General features: G+C 45.8%; 19 protein-coding genes. 11 read left to right on the top strand and 8 right to left on the bottom strand.

Annotated features, from left to right (window positions below):
• Position 1: 1 nt before the first annotated feature.
• From B5F77_RS04815 to B5F77_RS04800, 6 genes are all read right to left on the bottom strand, one after another.
• Positions 2-2,209, bottom strand: a complete 2,208-nt coding sequence (locus B5F77_RS04815; protein WP_087328465.1) for a peptidase domain-containing ABC transporter — start codon at positions 2,207-2,209, stop codon at positions 2-4.
• A 46-nt stretch (positions 2,210-2,255) separates the two neighbouring features.
• Positions 2,256-2,393, bottom strand: coding sequence for a hypothetical protein (locus tag B5F77_RS15685; RefSeq protein WP_162607953.1), 138 nt, complete (start codon positions 2,391-2,393; stop codon positions 2,256-2,258).
• Between the two features lie 162 nt (positions 2,394-2,555).
• The gene (locus B5F77_RS04810) at positions 2,556-2,801 is read right to left on the bottom strand and encodes an outer membrane beta-barrel protein (RefSeq protein ID WP_087328461.1); all 246 of its coding nucleotides are present in this window, start codon (positions 2,799-2,801) and stop codon (positions 2,556-2,558) included.
• Positions 2,795-2,929, bottom strand: coding sequence for a hypothetical protein (locus B5F77_RS16095; RefSeq protein ID WP_255377028.1), 135 nt, complete (start codon positions 2,927-2,929; stop codon positions 2,795-2,797). The genes B5F77_RS04810 and B5F77_RS16095 overlap by 7 nt, the downstream gene beginning before the upstream one ends.
• Positions 2,930-3,024: 95 nt before the next feature.
• Positions 3,025-4,428 (bottom strand): outer membrane beta-barrel protein, encoded by a 1,404-nt coding sequence (locus B5F77_RS04805; protein WP_140392814.1) that lies wholly within the window; start codon positions 4,426-4,428, stop codon positions 3,025-3,027.
• A complete protein-coding gene (locus B5F77_RS04800; RefSeq protein ID WP_087328455.1) occupies positions 4,425-5,309 on the bottom strand; it encodes a carboxypeptidase-like regulatory domain-containing protein in 885 nt (294 codons plus the stop codon). The genes B5F77_RS04805 and B5F77_RS04800 overlap by 4 nt, the downstream gene beginning before the upstream one ends.
• A 735-nt stretch (positions 5,310-6,044) precedes the next feature.
• Between B5F77_RS04800 and B5F77_RS04790 the strand changes: the two genes are divergently transcribed.
• Genes B5F77_RS04790 through B5F77_RS04775 form a run of 4 tightly spaced genes read left to right on the top strand, consistent with a single transcriptional unit; the run spans position 6,045 to position 8,087 of the window.
• Positions 6,045-6,380, top strand: coding sequence for a hypothetical protein (locus B5F77_RS04790; RefSeq protein ID WP_087328449.1), 336 nt, complete (start codon positions 6,045-6,047; stop codon positions 6,378-6,380).
• Positions 6,346-6,876: a hypothetical protein gene (locus B5F77_RS04785; RefSeq protein WP_162607952.1), complete on the top strand. Its 531-nt coding sequence runs from the start codon at positions 6,346-6,348 to the stop codon at positions 6,874-6,876. Before B5F77_RS04790 ends, B5F77_RS04785 begins: the two co-directional genes overlap by 35 nt.
• Complete coding sequence (locus tag B5F77_RS04780) at positions 6,800-7,411, top strand: HAMP domain-containing sensor histidine kinase (RefSeq protein ID WP_087328443.1); 612 nt, start codon at positions 6,800-6,802, stop codon at positions 7,409-7,411. The genes B5F77_RS04785 and B5F77_RS04780 overlap by 77 nt, the downstream gene beginning before the upstream one ends.
• 1 nt (position 7,412) lies before the next feature.
• Positions 7,413-8,087, top strand: a complete 675-nt coding sequence (locus B5F77_RS04775) for a response regulator transcription factor (protein ID WP_087328440.1) — start codon at positions 7,413-7,415, stop codon at positions 8,085-8,087.
• 110 nt (positions 8,088-8,197) lie between these two features.
• Here the strand turns inward: B5F77_RS04775 and rnr are convergent, their stop codons facing one another.
• Positions 8,198-10,363: a ribonuclease R gene (gene rnr, locus B5F77_RS04770; RefSeq protein ID WP_087328438.1), complete on the bottom strand. Its 2,166-nt coding sequence runs from the start codon at positions 10,361-10,363 to the stop codon at positions 8,198-8,200.
• A 325-nt stretch (positions 10,364-10,688) separates the two neighbouring features.
• Between rnr and B5F77_RS04765 the strand changes: the two genes are divergently transcribed.
• The 6 genes from B5F77_RS04765 (at position 10,689) to B5F77_RS04740 (ending at position 17,223) form a co-directional block, all read left to right on the top strand.
• The gene (locus tag B5F77_RS04765; RefSeq protein WP_087328435.1) at positions 10,689-11,825 is read left to right on the top strand and encodes a hypothetical protein; all 1,137 of its coding nucleotides are present in this window, start codon (positions 10,689-10,691) and stop codon (positions 11,823-11,825) included.
• Positions 11,826-11,840: 15 nt separating this feature from the next.
• Positions 11,841-13,709 (top strand): DNA topoisomerase IV subunit B, encoded by a 1,869-nt coding sequence (locus B5F77_RS04760; protein ID WP_087328432.1) that lies wholly within the window; start codon positions 11,841-11,843, stop codon positions 13,707-13,709.
• Positions 13,710-14,016: 307 nt separating this feature from the next.
• Positions 14,017-14,520, top strand: a complete 504-nt coding sequence (gene coaD / locus B5F77_RS04755) for a pantetheine-phosphate adenylyltransferase (protein ID WP_087328429.1) — start codon at positions 14,017-14,019, stop codon at positions 14,518-14,520.
• A gap of 7 nt (positions 14,521-14,527) precedes the next feature.
• Positions 14,528-16,120 carry a S41 family peptidase gene (locus B5F77_RS04750; RefSeq protein WP_087328545.1) on the top strand — a complete coding sequence of 531 codons (1,593 nt, stop codon included), beginning with the start codon at positions 14,528-14,530 and terminating at the stop codon, positions 16,118-16,120.
• Between the two features lie 27 nt (positions 16,121-16,147).
• A complete protein-coding gene (locus B5F77_RS04745) occupies positions 16,148-16,675 on the top strand; it encodes a chromate transporter (protein ID WP_087328427.1) in 528 nt (175 codons plus the stop codon).
• Complete coding sequence (locus B5F77_RS04740) at positions 16,672-17,223, top strand: chromate transporter (protein ID WP_087328424.1); 552 nt, start codon at positions 16,672-16,674, stop codon at positions 17,221-17,223. The genes B5F77_RS04745 and B5F77_RS04740 overlap by 4 nt, the downstream gene beginning before the upstream one ends.
• A gap of 43 nt (positions 17,224-17,266) precedes the next feature.
• Here B5F77_RS04740 and rbr read toward each other — a convergent pair whose 3' ends face one another.
• Positions 17,267-17,845 carry a rubrerythrin gene (rbr, locus tag B5F77_RS04735; RefSeq protein WP_087328422.1) on the bottom strand — a complete coding sequence of 193 codons (579 nt, stop codon included), beginning with the start codon at positions 17,843-17,845 and terminating at the stop codon, positions 17,267-17,269.
• Positions 17,846-18,134: 289 nt separating this feature from the next.
• On the opposite strand from rbr, the gene B5F77_RS04730 reads away from it, so the two are divergent.
• Positions 18,135-19,580, top strand: a complete 1,446-nt coding sequence (locus B5F77_RS04730; RefSeq protein WP_087328420.1) for a radical SAM protein — start codon at positions 18,135-18,137, stop codon at positions 19,578-19,580.
• Position 19,581: the final 1 nt, after the last annotated feature.

Genomic DNA, 19,581 nt, shown 5'->3' with positions numbered 1-19,581 from the left:
TTCATGCGCCTAATTCCAATTGATTCTTTACTAAATGATAATAAGCACCCTGGCGGGCGATAAGCGTTTCGTGCGTGCCGACTTCGACGATGCGTCCCTTTTCCAAGACTACGATTTGGTCGGCATGGCGAACGGTGCTCAGGCGATGCGCTACGATAATCACCGTCTTGCCGCGATAGAAGTCGGTGAGATTCTCCACAATGGCGCGTTCGTTGTTTGCATCCAGCGAGTTGGTTGCCTCATCGAAGTAGAGAAATTCCGGATTCTTATAGACGGCACGGGCAATGAGGATGCGTTGCCGTTGCCCCTGACTCACGCCTTGTCCGTCCTGCCCGATGATGGTATTGTATTTCAACGGCAGGCGTTCGATAAACTCCTCCACATTCGCAATGCGTGCCGCCAAAAGCAGACGGGCTTTGTCGATATCGCCATCATCTACAGCAATGTTCCGCGCAATGGATTCAGAAAAGATATATCCATCCTGCATCACCGCCCCGCATTGGTCGCGCCACCAACGGAGGCTGAATTGCTGCAAGTCGTTTCCGCCTACGGTAATCGTCCCTTCTACCGGTTTATAATAGCCCAACAGGAGTTTGATAAGCGTCGTCTTGCCACTTCCGCTCGTCCCCACGATGGCGGTGATTTTTCCTTTCGGAATGGTAAGCGAGACATCATCGAGCACTTTGGGCGAATGGATGCCTTCGTATTGGAACGTAACGTGATTCAATTGGATATCCCGCTCTTCGCCCGTAAAGCCGGTGATTTCCCGTTCGGGTGTCTCTTCCTCTTCGCGCTGGCGGATTTCGCTCATCCGTTCCAAACTGATTTGTACGTCTTGCCAGCCATAAATGAACTGGACGAACTGTTCGACCGGTGCGTTCAACTGCCCGATAATATATTGGATGGCAAGCATCATACCTAATGATAGATTCCCATGAATCACCGCCGTAGCCGCCACGACCGTAATCACGATATTCTTCACCTCATTGATTAAGATGCTGCCTGCCTCTTGACTCTGCTGGAGCTTCATCGCCTCAATATTGGTTTGGAACAAATCCGCTTGGATGTCTTCCCACTCCCAACGGCGACGGCGTTCGCAGTTCTGGAGCTTGATTTCCTGCATCCCGTTCAATAGCTGCATCGTCTTGCTCTGGTTGCGTGCCCGTTGCTCGAAATAGGTATAATCCAGCAGGCGGCGTTTCTTCAGGAAGAGGAAAACCCATGCGGCATAAAACGCACTGCCGAAGAGGAATATCAGGAAGATAACCAGGTTATAATAGAGCAAGACGCAACCGAACACCACAAAACTGAAGGCCGAGAAGAGCACGCTGAGCGTCTGTGCCGTCAGGAACCGTTCTACCCGCTCGTGGTCGTCGATGCGTTGCAGCAAGTCGCCCACCATCTTCGTGTCGAAGAACGCCATCGGCAGGCGCATCAGCTTAATCAGGAAATCGGACAGCAGCGAGATATTCACCCGCGTACTAATATGGAGCAGCATCCACCGACGGATAAAATCGACCGATGCGCGGCTGACCACCAGCATCAACTGCCCGGCTAAAATCAAGTAAATCAGATTCAGGTTCTTTCCTGCTATACCTTTATCCACAATCGCCTGCGTCAGAAACGGGAATATCAATTGCAGGATGCTGCCCAGCAGCAAGCCCAACAACAACTGCACAAAGAACGGTTTATAAGGCTTCACATACCCCCATAGGAAGCGGAACGGCTTCGGCATCTTGCGCCGCTCGTCCGGCTTTTCGTAAAAGGCAGGCGTCGGCTGGAGCGCCATCAGTATTCCTTTCTCCTCGCCCCGCGTCCGTGTGCTAATCCACGCATTGCGTACGGTCTCTTCGTCCAACCGTAACAGATTCTTGGCCGGGTCGGCAATATAAAACATCCGGTCGCCGTTCCGCTTCGTCTTCACATCATAAAGCACCACAAAATGCTCTTGGTTCCAATGCAAGATACAAGGGAAAGGCCGCTGCTCCACCACCTTCTCCAGCGTGATGCGCCCGCAGACCGTACGGAACCCCAGATACTCCGCCGCGTCGCTCATGCTAAGCAGCGAAACACCTTCACGGGTAACGAGGCACAACTCCTGCATCGTTTCCGCCGAATACTCCTTCCCGTAATATTTCGCAATCATGCGCAGGCAAGTCGCCCCGCACTCCATCGCGTCGGGCTGTTTGATATGGGGAAATGGTTTCATTGTTTTATGTTTATATTAGTCCATAACACAAATATTTCTTCTTTATTTACAAATCGGCCTGCAGCAACACCATGTTCGCAAAGGTAACCGGCTGTCCCTGCGCATCCGCCACGCGCCCTTTGAGCTGCTGGGCTTCCACAGAAACGGCCGTTAAGAAAGCGGCTAAAAGTAAAAAATACTTCATATCTGTCTTACTTTTTATTTTATATTTAATCTTCCTTTCCTATTTCCGTCGACACCAGACGTAGTACTACGTTCGATGCAAACGTAGCTCTACGTTCGGAGGTGACGTAGCGTTACGTTCATGCCAGACGTAGTACTACGTTCGGTCGAGACGGAACTTTCCTCAGAGGCGGTTCACATCGTCTTCCACTGTACTCTTGCCTCTGTACTTGCTCTTTATCTTCTGGTTGAAGCGGTAAATGAGGCTGATGGAATAGTTCCACATGTTGTAATCTTCGGTTTGCGTATAGGCCACATTGCCGGTAAGCATCCGCTCTTTGTATTTCGTCGTGCGGAAAATGTCGTAGGCATCGAGGCTCACGCTCAGTTTCTTGTCGAAGAAATCCTTTCTCAGCGTGAGATTCAGCATCTGTACCGGTTTGGTGAACTTGACTGCCCCGTTATCACCCGCGCATCCGCCACGCGCCCTTTAACAAGTTCTTGTCCTTTTGCGGTAAAAGCCATCAAAAGAGCAGCTAAAAATAAAAATTGCTTCATATCTATCTTCTTTTTTGTCCTACATATTCTTCATTTCTTCTAACGAAGGTCTTCGTAACGTTGCAAAGGGAGGCTTCGCTACTGCGATACCGGTTTTACAACTGTATGCCATTTTCCCGGCTTCCCTGAATCACATTCTCCAGTTTTATTTTTTTCTTCACATTCTTTCGGAATGTATAGCGGATTAATATCCAAGGCCGCCACGAGAGGTCTTGCATCCTCGACGCGGAAAAGGACTGGTACGTGTCGCTATACGTCCATACATCTGTATGCTGCGGATTGTTCATATATTGAACTGCAGCCGAGATGTAAAAGTTGGGTGCGAAGTTATAAATCAATTGAAGGTATGAATAAGACGGCGTATGGAAAGTGGTCTTCGACACAGCCGTGTACGCCTGATTCTGGTAATCGATGCAATAATCCAACGACCATTTCTTGTACTGCGCAAAGAAGCCACCGCCGCACGCGAAATATTTCCGCGCGTCCTGCCCTTCGTAATAATTCACGCCATGACCGGCATATACATAGGCGCGTCCCCAATCACCCATGCGGTAACTCAGTGTGCCGCTTACCGATAATGTCTGGTATTTCCCGGCATTTCGGTACGTGCTGATATAGATATCCTTTTCGCTATACCCATACGGTTCGACAATATCGTTGTAAAAGGTATATTCGAAGGAGGGCGTGATGTAAAATCCTTTCTTATTCCATGTATAAGAGGTGCTTAGACGATGTAATTGTTCGGGTAGCAAACCGGGATTTCCCCGCGTGACGACTAACGAGTCGGTTGAGGTGTTATAGGGGTTTAACTGTCCGATTTCCGGCGCATGGTTCGTCAGACGATAATCCCATTGCCACGAATTGCTATTATTTATGGCATAGGTTCCACTCAAAGCGGCACGCGGTTTGACGTAATGGCTCGTTTCATCGCCCGCTTTCAGCCAAAATCCTTCCACTCCGGCCGAGAGCATATAATAGAATTTATCCACTTTCCCGCTGTATGCACCATACACGTATTCGCTCCATTCGCGATGCTTAAAGATAGGATAAAGGCTTGTGGTTTGGTTGATTTTGTCGTTCACATAGCGCGTTTCACTGCCTATATTCAGACTATTCGCCTCCGTCACATCCCACGTATAATCCACATTCAACGTCCCGGAGAGGCGTTGGTTGTCGAACTGGTAAATATTCTGGTACCGCCAATCTACGTAGTTTTCATTCCGCTCGCCCTCGTTCGTGTTCCAATTCTTATTAAAAGCAAGCGTGGTTTCCAGTTTTTTGTTTTCAGCAAAATCATGCTTATGGTAGAGCGTGGCAGTCACTAAATTGGATTTGTCGCGATTGTCGACGAAATAATCGAACAACTGCTCCTGCTCGTCTGTTTGTCGGAAAGTCCCGTCACCGGTCGTGCGCGTCTTTTTATAGTCGTTCGACGCATAGATGTGGAACGCTAAATAATCTTGCTTGGAAGGCATCCATTTAAACAATAATTCACTCAAAAAGCGGTGGTTGTCACTCCGGCTCTTGCTGTTGTTTTGTTTGAAATAACTGGCACCTTGTTGCCAGTTTTCTCCAGCTCCGTGTCATCGTGGTAGGTATATTCTCCTACGCCTCGCCCATACAAAGAATAAGTGGCATTTCCCACTTCAAAATAGATGGCTCCCATGCCCAGGCGCAGGGGGACATCATGCCGCGTCATGACCTCGAAATAACGATAAGGTGCGCGTTTCTCTTTCAATTTGATATTTACAATATGTTTGGCACCTGTGCGGAGGTAACGTGCGCTTACGACATCCATCACCTCGACCGATTCAATGTCTTGCGGGTCTATCGGGTCAACGTTTGCATTCACTGCAATCCCGTTTACCAAGATAAGTGGTGTGGAACCATCTTCCATCGTGATTTTTTTCAAGGCATTGTTTGTCACCAAACGTGGAATTTCCTGTAGGGCCAAATAAGGGTCGCCACTTTTCTTAGCCTTTTCCGAGAGGAAGAAGCGTTGCCCCGTGGCCGTCCGTTCCACCCGGTCGTTTCGATTGGCGGTGATTTCCACTACATCCAAATTTACGTTCATCTCTTTTTCGAGGATAAAATCAAACGAAGTATCGCTTACTATTTTACGCTCCTTTTCCTCTATCGATGTGTATCCAAAGGCGGCTATTTGCAAGCCATACACGTCGGCCGGCACATCCCGGATTATGAACTTTCCCAATTCATCCGCCAACGTAGCTGCATAAATCGAGTCTGCCTTCAGCAACACCACCTGCGCACCCGGCAAAGCTTCATTCTCCGCATCACAAACCGTCCCGGAAAACACATGCTGCGCATGGGCTATCCACGTTCCGAAAAGGAGAAACAAAAAAGAGATACATATTTTCATCTTGTCTAATTTTTACATTCGTTTATATTATAAATACGCATCTATTTTTAGAAAGGTTGTATATCCCCTAAAAATATTCACTCTTTCGAAGAGTTTGAATTCCAAATTTCTTTTTGTATTAATTGATACTTAAAGATATACATCAAAAATTCTTTGTTACCCATATTCATTGCATCAAATGTACAAATTCGTTCGCCTTTATGTGCCATTAGTTGCTTATTACAAGGGCCTAAACACGCTGGAAACCATTTACATTCTTTACAATAATCAGGAACTATATCCTTGAACCAAGGAGTAAGTTTTGAGATATTCCAATTCCTCTGCTTCCATATGTTCTAAAACTTTAATAGGAAGCTCCATTAGATCCTTCATATGCTCATTTTTACTTATCATACCTACTCGTAAGCTTTTCGGTCTCCGCTCTTGTGGATTACGCAGCCACAAGTCCTGCATTATTTTGTGCCGGCCATAAAATAATCAGATTAATAATGAATTATCGAACATCTGGAATCCAGATATATTCGTCATATTCTTCAATATAAACCCAATATCCCCCTTTTAGGGCTTCCATTTCACTTTGAGATATTACCTCTAAATCTTTTTCGTCTATCATAATCTTCTTATTTTTAATTACACTGCAAAGTAAAGTCGGTTACATAATAAAATTCTCATTTTATTCTCACAAAATCCTAATATTCAAAGAAAATTATTACTTTTGCCCGAAAAGATAACGGAATGAAGAAAGCGACATACATATTTATAATAGGTCTTGTAGCATTATTTGTGTTGCAATCTATTTGGATTATAACATCTTATAATGCAGAGATAAGGAAAATTACTTCTGATGTAGATGAGATGTTAACACATGCTATTCAGGTTGAAGTAACTACACGCAGGATAGGAAATTATAAGGACAAAGATAATCCGAAGTTTGTCTCTAAAATAGTTAAGATGCCTCCCAGTATAGAAGAAATGAAAAAAGAAGGTTTGGATACAATTTCACTTAAAGAAGCCCAAAGTAAATATCGGAGAAACTATGTCCGAAATATTCACACAAACCTTGCAAGATAATCTCATTAAAAGAGGATTATTTATCCGAATGCACACTTTAGACAGCCTTTTCCAGTCTAATTTGGCGGAAGCAGGGCTTTCGCAAGTCCGTTATACTTTATATTTATATGATGCGGATAAAAAGGTGAAAGAAACGGTGGGCACGGAACAAGCCTATTTATTTTTGCCGTATGCAAAGACTGATATGAAACCCATTGGGACGAAGGGACAACTGTTCGTTCAAGGGAAAATGCAAATTCCACCTGCAGCCGTATTGCAACAGATGGCTTTTATTTGGATAACTTCCGTACTAATGGCTATTCTGCTGGTTTATTGCATGTACTATCAGTTTATCGTTTTGCAACGCGCTAAACGTGAATTAAAAGAACGCGAGAAAATAGTCCATGTAGCGATTCATGATTTGAAGGCTCCTTTAATCAATGTATTTACCATTGTGGATTACCTGGAAACGCACACAAAAGACGCGCAATTGCTCGATTTACTATCCACAAAGTAAGAAACGAGTACAAGGTTTAGTGACGATTATCGAATCGATGCTCAGCGTATTAAAGCGACAAAACCGGCTAAACATATCCGAAGTGAATTTACCGGAGACAATCCGGCAATGCGAACAAGAGGTAAAATCATTGTATCCGCAAAAGAAATACCATTTTGAAATCTTGAATCCGGAAGGAATTAGTTATTTTGCTACAGATGGTGTCCGCGTTGCTCGTTGCCTGCGCAATTTGTTGGAGAATGCCTTGAAATATTCCGACGAAGGCGTAAAGATTACCGTTTCATTGAAACATATGCAAAACCGGATCCAAATTGCTGTGCGCGATACGGGTTGGGGCATTCCCAAGAAAGCCCAAAAACGGTTGGGCGAACAGTTTTACCGCATTGAAAATAAGAATAAGCCTGAACGAAAAGGATTAGGTATCGGACTGAGCAGCGTCATATTGCTTTGTAAAGAACTGAAAGGCCACTTTGCTTTCCAAAGCGAAGAGGGGCAAGGTTCTGTCTTTTATGTAGAATTAGGAAAAGTAGGATGATATGGGGAAGAAGGTATTATTTGTAGAAGACGATATGCTGCTGGGTTCTTTGATTACACGCGGATTGGAGGAAGCTGGCATGGAGGTCTTGTTTAATAATTCTTTAATCAACTTGCGGCCTAACGTCATTTCTTTCCAGCCGGATTTGATTTTGTTAGATTTAGAAGTAGGATGCCAAAACAACCGAGAAGCCATTCCTTGGTTAAAGGCTGAATTCTCTACGGTAAAAGTGTTTATTGCTACATCGCATACGGAAGGTGAAGAGGTAAGCGCATGCCTTGCTGCCGGAGCGGATTATTACATCAAAAAGCCGTATCAGATACAGGAAATCTTAGCCCTTATCCAACGATGGATTCCGGATGCCAATGCGGAAACACAACCTGCTCATTACACGTTAGGAAATTATTTGCTGAATATAGAAACCCATGCGTTGGTATTCCGTCCCGAGCAAAAGGCAACACAATTAAAACCCAAAGAATTTCAATTGCTGTACCTGCTATTGGAACATAAAAACCAAGTGGTCAATAAAAATACCATTTTACAAAGAGTATGGAAAGGAGATTCGGCAGATGATAGCTTGAACAATTGCATCAGCGCTTTGCGAAAAGCGTTAAGCCAAGACGAACAGGTGAAAATTGAGAACCTGAAAGGGGTTGGATATTTGCTGAGAATTTAAATTCATACTTTAATACCTTCGTAATCCTGTGAAGAGATCCTTCATAACGTTATGAAGAAGGCCTTCATAACATTATGAAGTGAGGCTTCACTACTTTCTCATCATCTCCATTATTTCACCAACTGGAAATCCAATTGTTTACGGGCTAAATTGGCATTGGCCACGCGGATGGTGATGGGGTCGCCCAGCCGGTATTGCCGTTTCGAACGTTGGCCGATCAGACAATAACTTTTTTCATCGAACTCGTAGTAATCGTCGTTGAGGTCGCGCATCGGGACGAGGCCTTCGCATTTGTTGTCATTCAATTCGACGTAAATGCCCCATTCTGTCACGCCCGAAATCACGCCATCAAACACCTGCCCGAGCTTATCGCTCATGAATTCCACCTGTTTATATTTGATGCTTGCCCGCTCGGCATTGGCCGCTACTTGCTCCATCGCCGAACAATGCTCACAAAGCTTCTCGTATTTCTTTTTTACCACGCTTCGCCCACCCGCCAAATAACGTTCCAACAAGCGATGCACCATCATGTCCGGATAGCGGCGAATGGGCGACGTAAAGTGCGTATAATAATCGAATGCAAGTCCGTAATGCCCTATGTTATCGGTCGAATATTTGGCCTTTTGCATCGCTCGGATAGCAACGGTTTCGATAAGGTTTTCTTCCGGTTTGCCCTGCACCTCATCCAGAAGCGTATTAATGCCTTTCGAAATATCTGTCTTCTTTCCCTCCGTGCGGAAACGATAACCAAACCGACGGATAAAGGTGGCGAAGTTCTCCATCTTTTCCGGGTCGGGTAAATCATGTACACGATACACAAAAGCTTTCGGCGTTTTTCCACGTGGAACTTTACCCACAAATTCCGCCACCGTACGGTTCGCCAGCAACATAAACTCCTCGATAAGTTTGTTCGCCTCTTTCGAGACTTTAAAATAGACACGAAGCGGCTTGCCCTTTTCATCAATTTCAAACTTCACCTCATACCGGTCGAAATTAATGGCTCCATGGATAAATCGTTTAGCCCGAAGTTTTTGCGCTAAACTATTGAGAGCAAGAATAGCCTCCTTACAATCGCCCTGCCCTGTCTCGATGACCTGTTGCGCCTCTTCATACGTAAAACGGCGGTCGCTTTTAATCACCGTCCGGCAAATACGGGAATGGATGATTTCCGCTTCAGCATTCAGCTCGAATATCGTGGAAAAGCATAGCTTCTCTTCCTTTGGGCGAAGCGAACAAATCTGGTTGCAAAGCCTCTCCGGGAGCATCGGAATGGTACGATCGACAAGGTAAACCGACGTGGCACGTGATTCCGCTTCTTTATCAATGATGCTTTCCGCCTTCACATAATGCGTTACATCGGCAATGTGCACACCCACTTCCCAATTTCCATTTTCCAGCTGGCGGGCAGAAAGGGCATCGTCGAAGTCCTTTGCGTCTTTCGGGTCGATGGTGAAAGTCAATACCTTGCGGAAATCCTCACGGTCTTTCAAATCACTTTTCGAGATTTTTTCCGGAATACGGTTAGCCGCCCGTTCTACATTGGCTGGATAACGGTAAGGCAAACCAAACTCTGCTAAGATAGCGTGCATTTCCGTATCATTATCACCCGATTGTCCTAAAATATCAATCACCTCGCCCAACGGATTCTTGGCATTATCCGGCCATTCGAGGATACGAACCACCGCCTTTTCGCCGTTCTTCCCGCCATTCAATTTATCGCGCGGAATAAAGATATCGTTTGCCAACGTACGGTCTTCGGTTATCAAGAAAGAAAGCCCGTTTTGCACTTGGAGTTTACCCACGAAGACACGCTCTTTCGATTCCAAAATCTCGACTACTTCACCCTCAGGTTCTTGGTTTTTCCGGCGGGCAAAAAGCTGGACACGCACCTTATCGCCATCCATGGCATGCGCCGAATCACGTTCGGCAATAGCTACCGCCACGCTCCCATCGTCGGGAAGGAAAGAATTACGTCCGTTGCTCCGGCGTATAAACGTACCTATCAATTCCGTCACCACGCGATTATATTGATAACGCCCACGATCCACCTCCTTCAAAATACCACTCTCTTTCATTTTCTCCAGCAACGAAGCCACTTGGAGTTTCTGCACTTGGTTTTCGGCTCCTATCTGCTTGCTCACCTGCTTATAATTCATAATTAAGCCCGGAGAACGTTGGAAAGCCGTCATGACAAGACGCAGCATCTCTTTCTTTTTCATTCGTTTGCCATCGTCTTTCGTCCGTTTATTTTTCTTTTTGCTATTCTTTTTTGTCATAATCCAATCGTTGTATAAAGTTTGTCAGCTCGCTAAAAATAGCGAGATAAGATATATCCTTCCCTACAAAGGTAGTATGTTTTCTCCAATATTCTCATGCTTTCTCCGTTTTTCTCCCGATAAAAAAGAAAAAACACTTATAAATGTGTCCAATTACAGGCATAAATGTGTCCGTTGACGCCTATAAATCCTACATCTATAAACGATGAATTTTTCACTCTACAGGAAAGAATGCATATACTTTTTCTGGGCGAAAATCCTAACTATGTCCGCCATATCTCCGAAAAAATACCTAACTTTGTCTCTTCAAAGCAGAAAATCGAAAATGAGCATACAGATAAAAGAAGTAACAACGCGTAAAGAACTGAAGCAATTCGTGAAGTTCAGCATCGATTTGTATAAGGGCAATCCCTATTACGTTCCGTGTTTGATTGAAGAAGAGATGATGACGCTGGACAAGGAAAAGAATCCGGCATTTGAAGTGTGCGACGCTATCCTATTCCTAGCCTATAAAGAGGGGAAAATAGCCGGACGCATTGCTGGTATCATCAACCGGGGAAGTAACGAGGCATGGGAAGAGAAACGCGCTCGCTTCGGGTTCGTGGATTTTATTGACGACGCGGAAGTAGTGGATGCCTTGTTTAAAGCTGTTATCACTTGGGCAAAAGAAAAAGGCATGACGGAATTGCATGGTCCGATGGGATTTACCGACATGGACCATGAAGGCATGCTGATTGAGGGTTTCGACCAATTAGGCACGATGGCTACTATCTACAATTATCCCTATTATCCCAAACACATGGAGCGGATGGGATTCGAAAAAGACCAAGATTGGCATGAGTTTAAGATATTCGTCCCGCGCGAAGGTATTCCGGAAAAACATCAACGCATCGGCGAAATCGTACGGAAGAAATATGGATTATCTATCCGCAAGTTTAAAAACAAAGAAGAGGTCATGCCGTATGCCCATAAGATATTTCATACGTTGAATGCCGCCTTCGAGCCCCTTTACGGCTTTTCGGCTTTGACAGAGAAGCAAATCGATTATTACATCAATATGTATATCCCGATGTTGCGTTATGAACTGGTGACGGTCATTACGCGGGATGCAGACGATGAAGTGGTCGGATTTGGCATTTCGCTTCCCAGCCTCTCGAAAGCGATGCAAAAGGCAAACGGACATTTGTTCCCATTCGGATGGATTCATCTATTAAAGGCATTAAAGTCGAAACCCAAAGTAGTGGATTTATACCTGACCGGCGTTTTGCCTGAATACCAAAGCAAGGGTGTAAATGCACTTCTGTTCAACGATTTGATTCCAGTCTACAACCGATTAGGTGTAATCTATGCTGAAAGCAATCCGGAGTTGGAAAACAATAATGCCGTACAAGCTCAATGGAATTATTTCAAGCGCGAACATCATAAAACGCGGCGGGCGTTTATCAAGAAAATAGACAATTGACAATTAAAAAAATAAATGGATAATGAGCATTTGACATTTGATTCCAACTCCGCTTCCTATAGTGATGAAGACATCAAGACGCTTGATTGGATGGAGCATATCCGCCGGCGTCCGGGCATGTATATCGGAAAGCTGGGTGATGGAAATTCGGCCGACGATGGCATTTATGTCCTCCTGAAAGAGGTATTAGACAATTCCATTGATGAATATATGATGGGATTTGGCAAGACCATCGAGGTCATTGTGGAAGAGGGTACCGTATCCGTGCGCGATTATGGGCGTGGCATTCCATTAGGTAAAGTGGTGGATGTATCGAGCAAGATGAATACCGGCGCGAAATACGATAGTAAAGCTTTCAAGAAGTCCGTGGGATTGAACGGCGTCGGTATCAAAGCTGTTAATGCCCTGAGCAGTTATTTCCTCATCACCAGTTATCGAGACGGGGAATGCAAACGGGTGGAATATAGCAAAGCCATTATCACGGAAGAATCGGCTATTCAACCGACGGACGAGCCCAACGGTACTTCTACCTATTTTATTCCCGATAAAGATATCTTCAAAAACTACGAATACAAAGACGAGTTCATCGAACCGCTATTAAAAAATTATGTATTCCTCAACTCCGGTCTTACGATTCTATATAACGGGAAAAAGTTCTATTCCCGCCATGGTCTGGTCGATTTGCTCAACGAAAATATGACGACCGAACCGCTTTACCCCATCATCCATCTGACGGGCGAAGACATCGAAGTCGTCATTACACATAGCAACCAATATGGCGAGGAATATTATTCGTTTGTGAACGGACAACATACCACGCAAGGCGGTACGCACCTCTCCGCGTTCAAAGAGGCTATCGGGCGCGTCGTCAAGGAGTATTACAATAAGAACTTCGAATATGCCGACATCCGTGCGGGTATCGTAGCGGCTATCAGCATTAAGGTAGAAGAACCTGTGTTTGAAAGCCAGACAAAAACCAAACTGGGTTCCAAAGATATGGGACCTGACGGTCCGACCGTAGCTAAATTCATCAGCGATTTTCTCAAGAAGGAACTGGATAATTACCTACATAAAGACGCGGAGACTTCGGATATCTTGCTAAAAAAAATACAGGATTCGGAAAAGGAACGCAAGGCCATCGCAGGCGTGACGAAACTGGCACGCGAACGGGCAAAGAAAGCCAATCTCCATAATAAGAAACTGCGCGATTGCCGCATTCATCTGAATGACTCGAAAGGAGATAAGACGGAAGAAACGAGTATATTCATCACCGAGGGGGATTCGGCCAGCGGTTCCATCACCAAGAGCCGCGACCCCAAATTCCAAGCCGTGTTCAGTCTGCGGGGAAAACCGCTCAATAGTTATGGTCTCACGAAAAAAATCGTGTATGAAAACGAGGAGTTCAACCTCTTGCAAGCGGCTTTGAATATTGAAGATGGATTGGATGGATTGCGTTATAACAAAGTGATTATCGCGACCGATGCCGATGTGGACGGGATGCACATCCGCCTCCTGCTTATCACATTCTTCCTTCAGTTCTTCCCGGATTTGATTAAGCAGAAGCATGTCTATATCCTGCAAACGCCGCTCTTCCGCGTGCGCAACCGGCAAAAGACGATTTATTGTTATAGCGAGGAGGAGAAACAGGCGGCTATCAAATCGCTCGGCAAGAATCCGGAAATCACGCGCTTTAAAGGATTGGGGGAGATTTCGCCCGACGAGTTCCGTCATTTTATTGGTAAAGACATCCGCCTCGACCTCGTCTCAATGAAGAAAGAAGACGCCGTCAAGGAGATGCTCGAATTCTATATGGGAAAAAATACGATGGAAAGACAGAATTTCATCATCGATAATCTGGTCATCGAGGAGGATATTATCACGTGACACGCTAGAAGCGTTGCTTCTTCCTTCACGCTACGCAGCGGCATGCTAGAAGCGTTGCTTCTTCCTTCACGCTGCACGGCGGCATGCTAGAAGCGTTGCTTCTTCCTTCACGCTACGCAGCGGCACGCTAGAAGCGTTGCTTCTTCCTTCGCGCTACGCAGCGGCACGCTAGAAGCATTGCTTCTTCCTTCACGCTACGCAGCGGCACGCTAGAAGCGTTGCTTCTTCCTTCACGCTACGCAGCGGCACGCTAGAAGCGTTGCTTCTGCGATAAAACAGAATAGAAAAGAAAAAAATAGAAAAACAGATGAAAACAACAGATAAGAACCTACACGGACGCATCGCGCTTTTCCCCGGTTCGTTCGACCCCTTCACCATCGGGCACGATTCGCTGGTGAAGCGCGGACTGACGTTGGCCGACCGGGTGGTCGTCGCCGTAGGCATCAACGAGAAAAAACAAAATTATTTCCCGGCGGAAGAACGCTTGGCAGTTATTCGAAAACTTTATGCGGACAATCCACGTGTAGAAGTACGTAGCTACCAAACCTTGACCACCGATTTGGCACACGAAGTAGAAGCAGATTTCATTCTGCGCGGCATCCGTTCGGTTATCGACTTTGAATACGAAAAGACCATCGCCGATGTCAACCGGACACTCACCGGCATCGAAACCGTTTTCCTGCTTGCCGAACCGCAATACGCGCATATCAGTTCCAGTGCCGTGCGCGAACTCTTATTTTTTGGAAAAGAGGTTTCTGCTTTTCTGCCTGAAAGAATGAAAATAGAAGGAACACATATTTTTCTAACATGATATGAATATGAAACGCATTATTTTACTCATCTTTTTAACGGGCATCGCCTGCGCTACGGCATGGGCGCAAAAACCGGATATGGAAGCGCGCAAGCTCCAAATAGCGCTTTATGCCGTGTCGAACTTATATGTCGACCCGACGGACGAAACGAAACTGGTGGAAGACGCCATCACAGGTATGCTGGAAAAACTCGACCCGCATTCTACTTATACGGACCCCGAAGAGACAAAAGAACTGACGGAACCTTTGGAAGGAAACTTTGATGGTATCGGTATCCAGTTCAATCTCCTCACCGATACGGTGTATGTCATTCAAGTAGTGCCGGGCGGTCCTTCCGAAAAGGTCGGATTGATGGCTGGAGACCGCATCATCGAAGTAAACGACACCGTAATTGCCGGCGTGAAAATGAAAACGACCGATATCATGAAACGACTCCGCGGACCGAAAGGATCGGAAGTACGCATCAAAGTGAAACGAGGCGGCGAAAAGGAGCTACTCGGCTTTACCATTACGCGTGGAAAAATCCCAGTCTATAGTATCGACGCGGCCTATATGGCAGATAAAAATACAGGTTATATCAAATTGAACCGCTTTGCCGCTTCGTCGACTGACGAATTTCGCGAAGCTATGAAGAAACTGGAAAAAGAGGGAATGAAAAACTTAATACTCGACCTGCAAGGGAATGGCGGCGGTTATCTGAACATCGCTATCGAATTGGCAGACGAGTTCCTCTCGAAAGGCAAACTGATTGTTTATACGGAAGGCACGAAACAGAAAAGGCAAGATGCCATTTCGACCCTCAAAGGCGATTTCGAAGAGGGACGCTTGGCCATCTTGGTGGACGAATCTTCGGCCAGCGCAAGCGAGATTCTCGCAGGTGCCGTACAGGATTGGGATCGCGGCGTGATTATCGGCAGGCGCACTTTCGGGAAAGGATTGGTACAACGTCCCTTGCCGTTGCCAGACGGTTCGATGATTCGACTCACCGTCGCCCGTTATTACACACCGACTGGACGTTGCATTCAAAAACCATACGAGAAAGGCAAAGGGGAAGATTATGCCCACGACCTCATCGACCGTTATAACCGGGGTGAGTTGATGAGCGCAGACAGCATCCATTTCCCAGATTCGATGAAATATCAAACGCTCCAGAACCATCGCACCGTATACGGCGGAGGCGGTATCATGCCGGATGTATTTATCCCGATCGACACGACCCGTTATTCGGATTATCACCGTGATTTAGTCTCGAAAGGATTGGTCAACCGCGTGGCGATGGATTATCTCGACCAGCATCGAAAAGAACTCATGAAGGCGTATAAAAAGCCTAAAAAATATAAAACGGAATTTGAAGTAACAGATGAAATCCTCACCCATCTCCGTGATTTGGCCGACGAAAAAGAAATCGCCTTTAAAGAAGAGGAATACAACCGCTCGCTCCCGCTCATCAAGCTCCAGATAAAAGCGTTGATAGCTCGCGATCTCTATGAGATGACGGATTATTTCTACATTATCAACGATGTGAATGAAAGCTATCAAAAGGCATTAAACATAATGAAAGACGATGCGGCTTATAACTATATTCTCCGTCATTCATAACGGTAAATTTGTCAATCCATAATTGAAATGTATTGGACTCTGTTTCTGACGTTCGTTAAAATCGGTACCTTCACCATTGGCGGAGGCTATGCGATGATTCCGCTCATCGAACGCGAAATCGTAGACCGCGGTTGGCTCAGCAAAGAGGATTTCTACGACCTCTTTGCCGTCACCCAATCGTTGCCAGGTATTTTCGCGGTGAATATTTCTATTTTCGTAGGCTATCGGTTACGAAAGAAAATGGGAGCCGTCTGTTGCGCATTAGGAACGATTCTTCCCTCTTTCCTGATTATCTTGGCCATTGCCCTCTTCTTTACCCATGCTCGTGAGAACGAATGGGTAGAGAAGGCTTTCAAGGGACTGCGCCCGGCCGTAGTCGCATTGATTGTAGTTCCTTGCCTCACGGCGGCTCGCTCAATTAAATTAACGCACAAACAACTGGTGATTCCCGTCGGGGCGGCCTTGCTTATTTGGCTCGGTGGTATTTCTCCGGCTTGGATTATCTTAGCTGCTATCGCTGGCGGTTTGTATTATGGATTAAAAATAAAGAAATGATTTGGTTCCAACTATTATACGTTTATTTAAAAATCGGCATTTTAGGATTCGGCGGAGGTTATGCGATGCTTTCACTTATCCAAGCCGACGTGGTGGACCGTTACGGATGGATTTCGCTCCAAGAGTTTACGGATATCGTAGCCATCTCGCAGATGACACCCGGCCCGATTGGCATCAACAGCGCAACCTACATCGGCTATACAGCCATCCTGAACGCTGGTTATCCGCCCGAAATCGCCATCCTCGGTTCAGTGCTGACGACTGTTGCTGTCTGTCTGCCGTCGTTTCTTCTCGTGTTGTTTATCTCTTACTATTTCGCGAAGTTCCGTCACAACCAATATGTAGAAGCAGCGTTTCTCGGACTACGTCCCGTAACTGTCGGACTCATTGCCGCTGCCGCACTTCTTTTGATGAACCACGAGAATTTCATTGATTACAAGAGCTTCCTTATCTTTGCCGCCGCTTTCATCCTCACGTGGAAATTCAAGGTACATCCCATCCTTATGATATTGATAGCCGGCGTAGCAGGGATTGTGTTGTATTGGTAAAATTATAAAAAAAGGAGACTTGACGGTCTCCTTTTCTTTTCGTTTAATAATTCTGCTTCATCGGCTCGAAGAACGATTGCGGATGCAAGCAAGCGGGGCATTTCTGCGGCGCTTTCTTCGATTCGATAACAAATCCACAATTGCGACACTGCCAGAGGATGGCTTCGTCACGCTCGAACACCTTCTCGGCTTCTACGCGAGCCAAAAGCGTGCGATACCGTTTTTCGTGCTCAGCTTCTACTTTGGCAATCATGCGAAAAGCCGTAGCAATTTCGGTAAAGCCCTCTTCATCGGCTACTTTCGCAAATTCCGGATACATTTCCGCCCATTCTTCGTTTTCGCCTGCCGCAGCAGCAGCCAGGTTCTCTTTCGTCGTGCTGATGATGCCAGCCGGATAAGAAGCGGTGATTTCTACCATACCGCCTTCGAGGAACTTAAAGAAACGTTTTGCGTGTTCTTTTTCCTGTTCGGCCGTTTCCATGAATACGCCGGCAATTTGTTCATACCCCTCTTTCTTGGCTACGCTGGCAAAGAATGTATAACGACTTCTGGCCTGCGATTCGCCTGCAAACGATTTCAACAAATTCTGTTCGGTCCGTGTACCTTTGATGCTTTTTTCCATGTTTCTCTAATTTATATAAGTTATTAAATCTATTTATTTCGCTTTATCTTTACAACAGACAAAGGTAAGGATTAGTTTTAGAAAACGCTTCTTTTTATTTCCTATTTATTTTTATGAGGCGATAGAGAAATTCAATGAATGTCTCAAAAGGAAAAGAAAAAAGGAACGTTCCAGACGGGAGGACGCCTTCCGAGGGTCCCATTTGTAAAGTTTCGTGCAAAAAATAACCGACGTATCGGATTTCTCCGTATCTTTAGCCGCTGAGAATGGTGATAAGACTTAAATAGATATGAAAATAACTTTTTTGACCCCGCCGTCGTTAGACAACCATAAGCCCGCCGAACGCACGGCTGGCTGCACGCGCGTGGTATATAATATGGTAAATATATACGAGCTAACCGTAGCCGCGTTGTTGGAGAACACCGGCGAGGATGTCTGCTATCGAAACTTTGTATTGGAGAACGCCACATCAGAAGCCTGCTTTGACTTCCTTCGCAAAGATGATAGCGATGCCTATTTTTTCTGGACCGTGAATTTGTCTATCCCGACGGATACACAGGTGGAGCGATTCATTCATCAGCAGAATCCCGATGCGTGGTGTATCTTCGTAGGTCCCGGCGCTACCTATTTCACGGAATCTCTCCTGACGCATCCTAAATCCATTGTCGTACGTGGAGAACCGGAAGAGACCGTGCGTGATTTGGTCGAACACCTCCGAAGCAAACAATATTGGCAAGGAATCAAAGGTATATCCTACCGAGACGAAGAATCGGATACGATTATCCATAACGCGCCGCGCCCGCTCATTCAAAATCTGGATGAACTGCCCTTCCCCGCAATTCATTTCGTCAATGGCTATGAGTTTTTCAACCCAAAACTAAAAGTCGCGCCTTATATGGCGATGGTAACCTCGCGGAACTGCCCGTTCCATTGCATCTATTGCGTGCCGAGCTCGCTTACCTTCGCACGAGAGATTGAATACAAAAAAGCACATGATGGGAAGAAACCGCCTGTCGGTTTCCGGTCAACAGAAAACGTCATCCAAGAAATCGAACTACGCGCCGCACAAGGGTTCAAAGCCATTGGATTCATGGACGATAATTTTATCGTAACTGAAAAACGTCTGCAAGCAATTGGCGAAGCGCTGAAGAAGCATGGTATCATCTGGGGTTGCCAAGCGCGCGTTGATGCCATCACCGAAAACACGGCGGCTATGTTGAAAGAATATGACTGTAAATATGTGGATTTAGGAGTCGAGTCGTTCAACAACGATATATTGAAATATATTAAGAAAGGTATTACTGAAGCACAGATTTACGAAGCCATCGCGTTGCTGAAACGCTACGACGTGCCGGTCAAGCTGAATATCCTCATAGGTACAAGTCCATTGGAGACGAAAGAGACCATCCGCGAGACACTCCGTAAAGCCAAGGCGTTGAAGGTAGACCAAGTCATGTTCAACATCGTCTCTCCCTTCCCAGCGACCGAGTTCTACGAGTTGGCGAAGACGAACGGATGGATTGAAGGAGGCGAGTATGTGCCGACAGACGTACAGCGCAATTCTATTCTGAACTACCCTAATCTCTCCTCCAAACAGATGGAGCAGCTCTTGTTCTGGAACAACTTCCAGTTCTTTCTGTCGCCAGCCTTTATCTGGCACAATATACGGAAGTTTTCCTCTTTCCGTGAGTTTCGTGCGGCCGCAAAAGCATTATGGATTAAACTATTTGGATAAA

It is taken from the genome of Parabacteroides sp. An277, assembly GCF_002159645.1.
In the GTDB taxonomy this organism is placed as follows: Bacteria; Bacteroidota; Bacteroidia; order Bacteroidales; family Tannerellaceae; genus Parabacteroides.
This window is presented reverse-complemented; position numbering and strand designations above follow the sequence as displayed.

Coding starts and splice junctions, on each gene's coding strand:
- B5F77_RS04765 (WP_087328435.1), top strand. CDS start 10,689: ATGAGCATACAGATAAAAGAAGTAACAACGCGTAAAGAACTGAAGCAA.
- B5F77_RS04800 (WP_087328455.1), bottom strand. CDS start 5,309: ATGAAAATATGTATCTCTTTTTTGTTTCTCCTTTTCGGAACGTGGATA.
- rbr (WP_087328422.1), bottom strand. CDS start 17,845: ATGGAAAAAAGCATCAAAGGTACACGGACCGAACAGAATTTGTTGAAA.
- B5F77_RS04740 (WP_087328424.1), top strand. CDS start 16,672: ATGATTTGGTTCCAACTATTATACGTTTATTTAAAAATCGGCATTTTA.
- B5F77_RS04730 (WP_087328420.1), top strand. CDS start 18,135: ATGAAAATAACTTTTTTGACCCCGCCGTCGTTAGACAACCATAAGCCC.
- coaD (WP_087328429.1), top strand. CDS start 14,017: ATGAAAACAACAGATAAGAACCTACACGGACGCATCGCGCTTTTCCCC.
- B5F77_RS04810 (WP_087328461.1), bottom strand. CDS start 2,801: ATGCTGAATCTCACGCTGAGAAAGGATTTCTTCGACAAGAAACTGAGC.
- B5F77_RS04780 (WP_087328443.1), top strand. CDS start 6,800: ATGTATTTACCATTGTGGATTACCTGGAAACGCACACAAAAGACGCGC.
- B5F77_RS04790 (WP_087328449.1), top strand. CDS start 6,045: ATGAAGAAAGCGACATACATATTTATAATAGGTCTTGTAGCATTATTT.
- B5F77_RS04745 (WP_087328427.1), top strand. CDS start 16,148: ATGTATTGGACTCTGTTTCTGACGTTCGTTAAAATCGGTACCTTCACC.
- B5F77_RS04750 (WP_087328545.1), top strand. CDS start 14,528: ATGAAACGCATTATTTTACTCATCTTTTTAACGGGCATCGCCTGCGCT.
- B5F77_RS16095 (WP_255377028.1), bottom strand. CDS start 2,929: ATGAAGCAATTTTTATTTTTAGCTGCTCTTTTGATGGCTTTTACCGCA.
- B5F77_RS04815 (WP_087328465.1), bottom strand. CDS start 2,209: ATGAAACCATTTCCCCATATCAAACAGCCCGACGCGATGGAGTGCGGG.
- B5F77_RS04760 (WP_087328432.1), top strand. CDS start 11,841: ATGGATAATGAGCATTTGACATTTGATTCCAACTCCGCTTCCTATAGT.
- rnr (WP_087328438.1), bottom strand. CDS start 10,363: ATGACAAAAAAGAATAGCAAAAAGAAAAATAAACGGACGAAAGACGAT.
- B5F77_RS15685 (WP_162607953.1), bottom strand. CDS start 2,393: ATGAAGTATTTTTTACTTTTAGCCGCTTTCTTAACGGCCGTTTCTGTG.
- B5F77_RS04775 (WP_087328440.1), top strand. CDS start 7,413: ATGGGGAAGAAGGTATTATTTGTAGAAGACGATATGCTGCTGGGTTCT.
- B5F77_RS04785 (WP_162607952.1), top strand. CDS start 6,346: ATGTCCGAAATATTCACACAAACCTTGCAAGATAATCTCATTAAAAGA.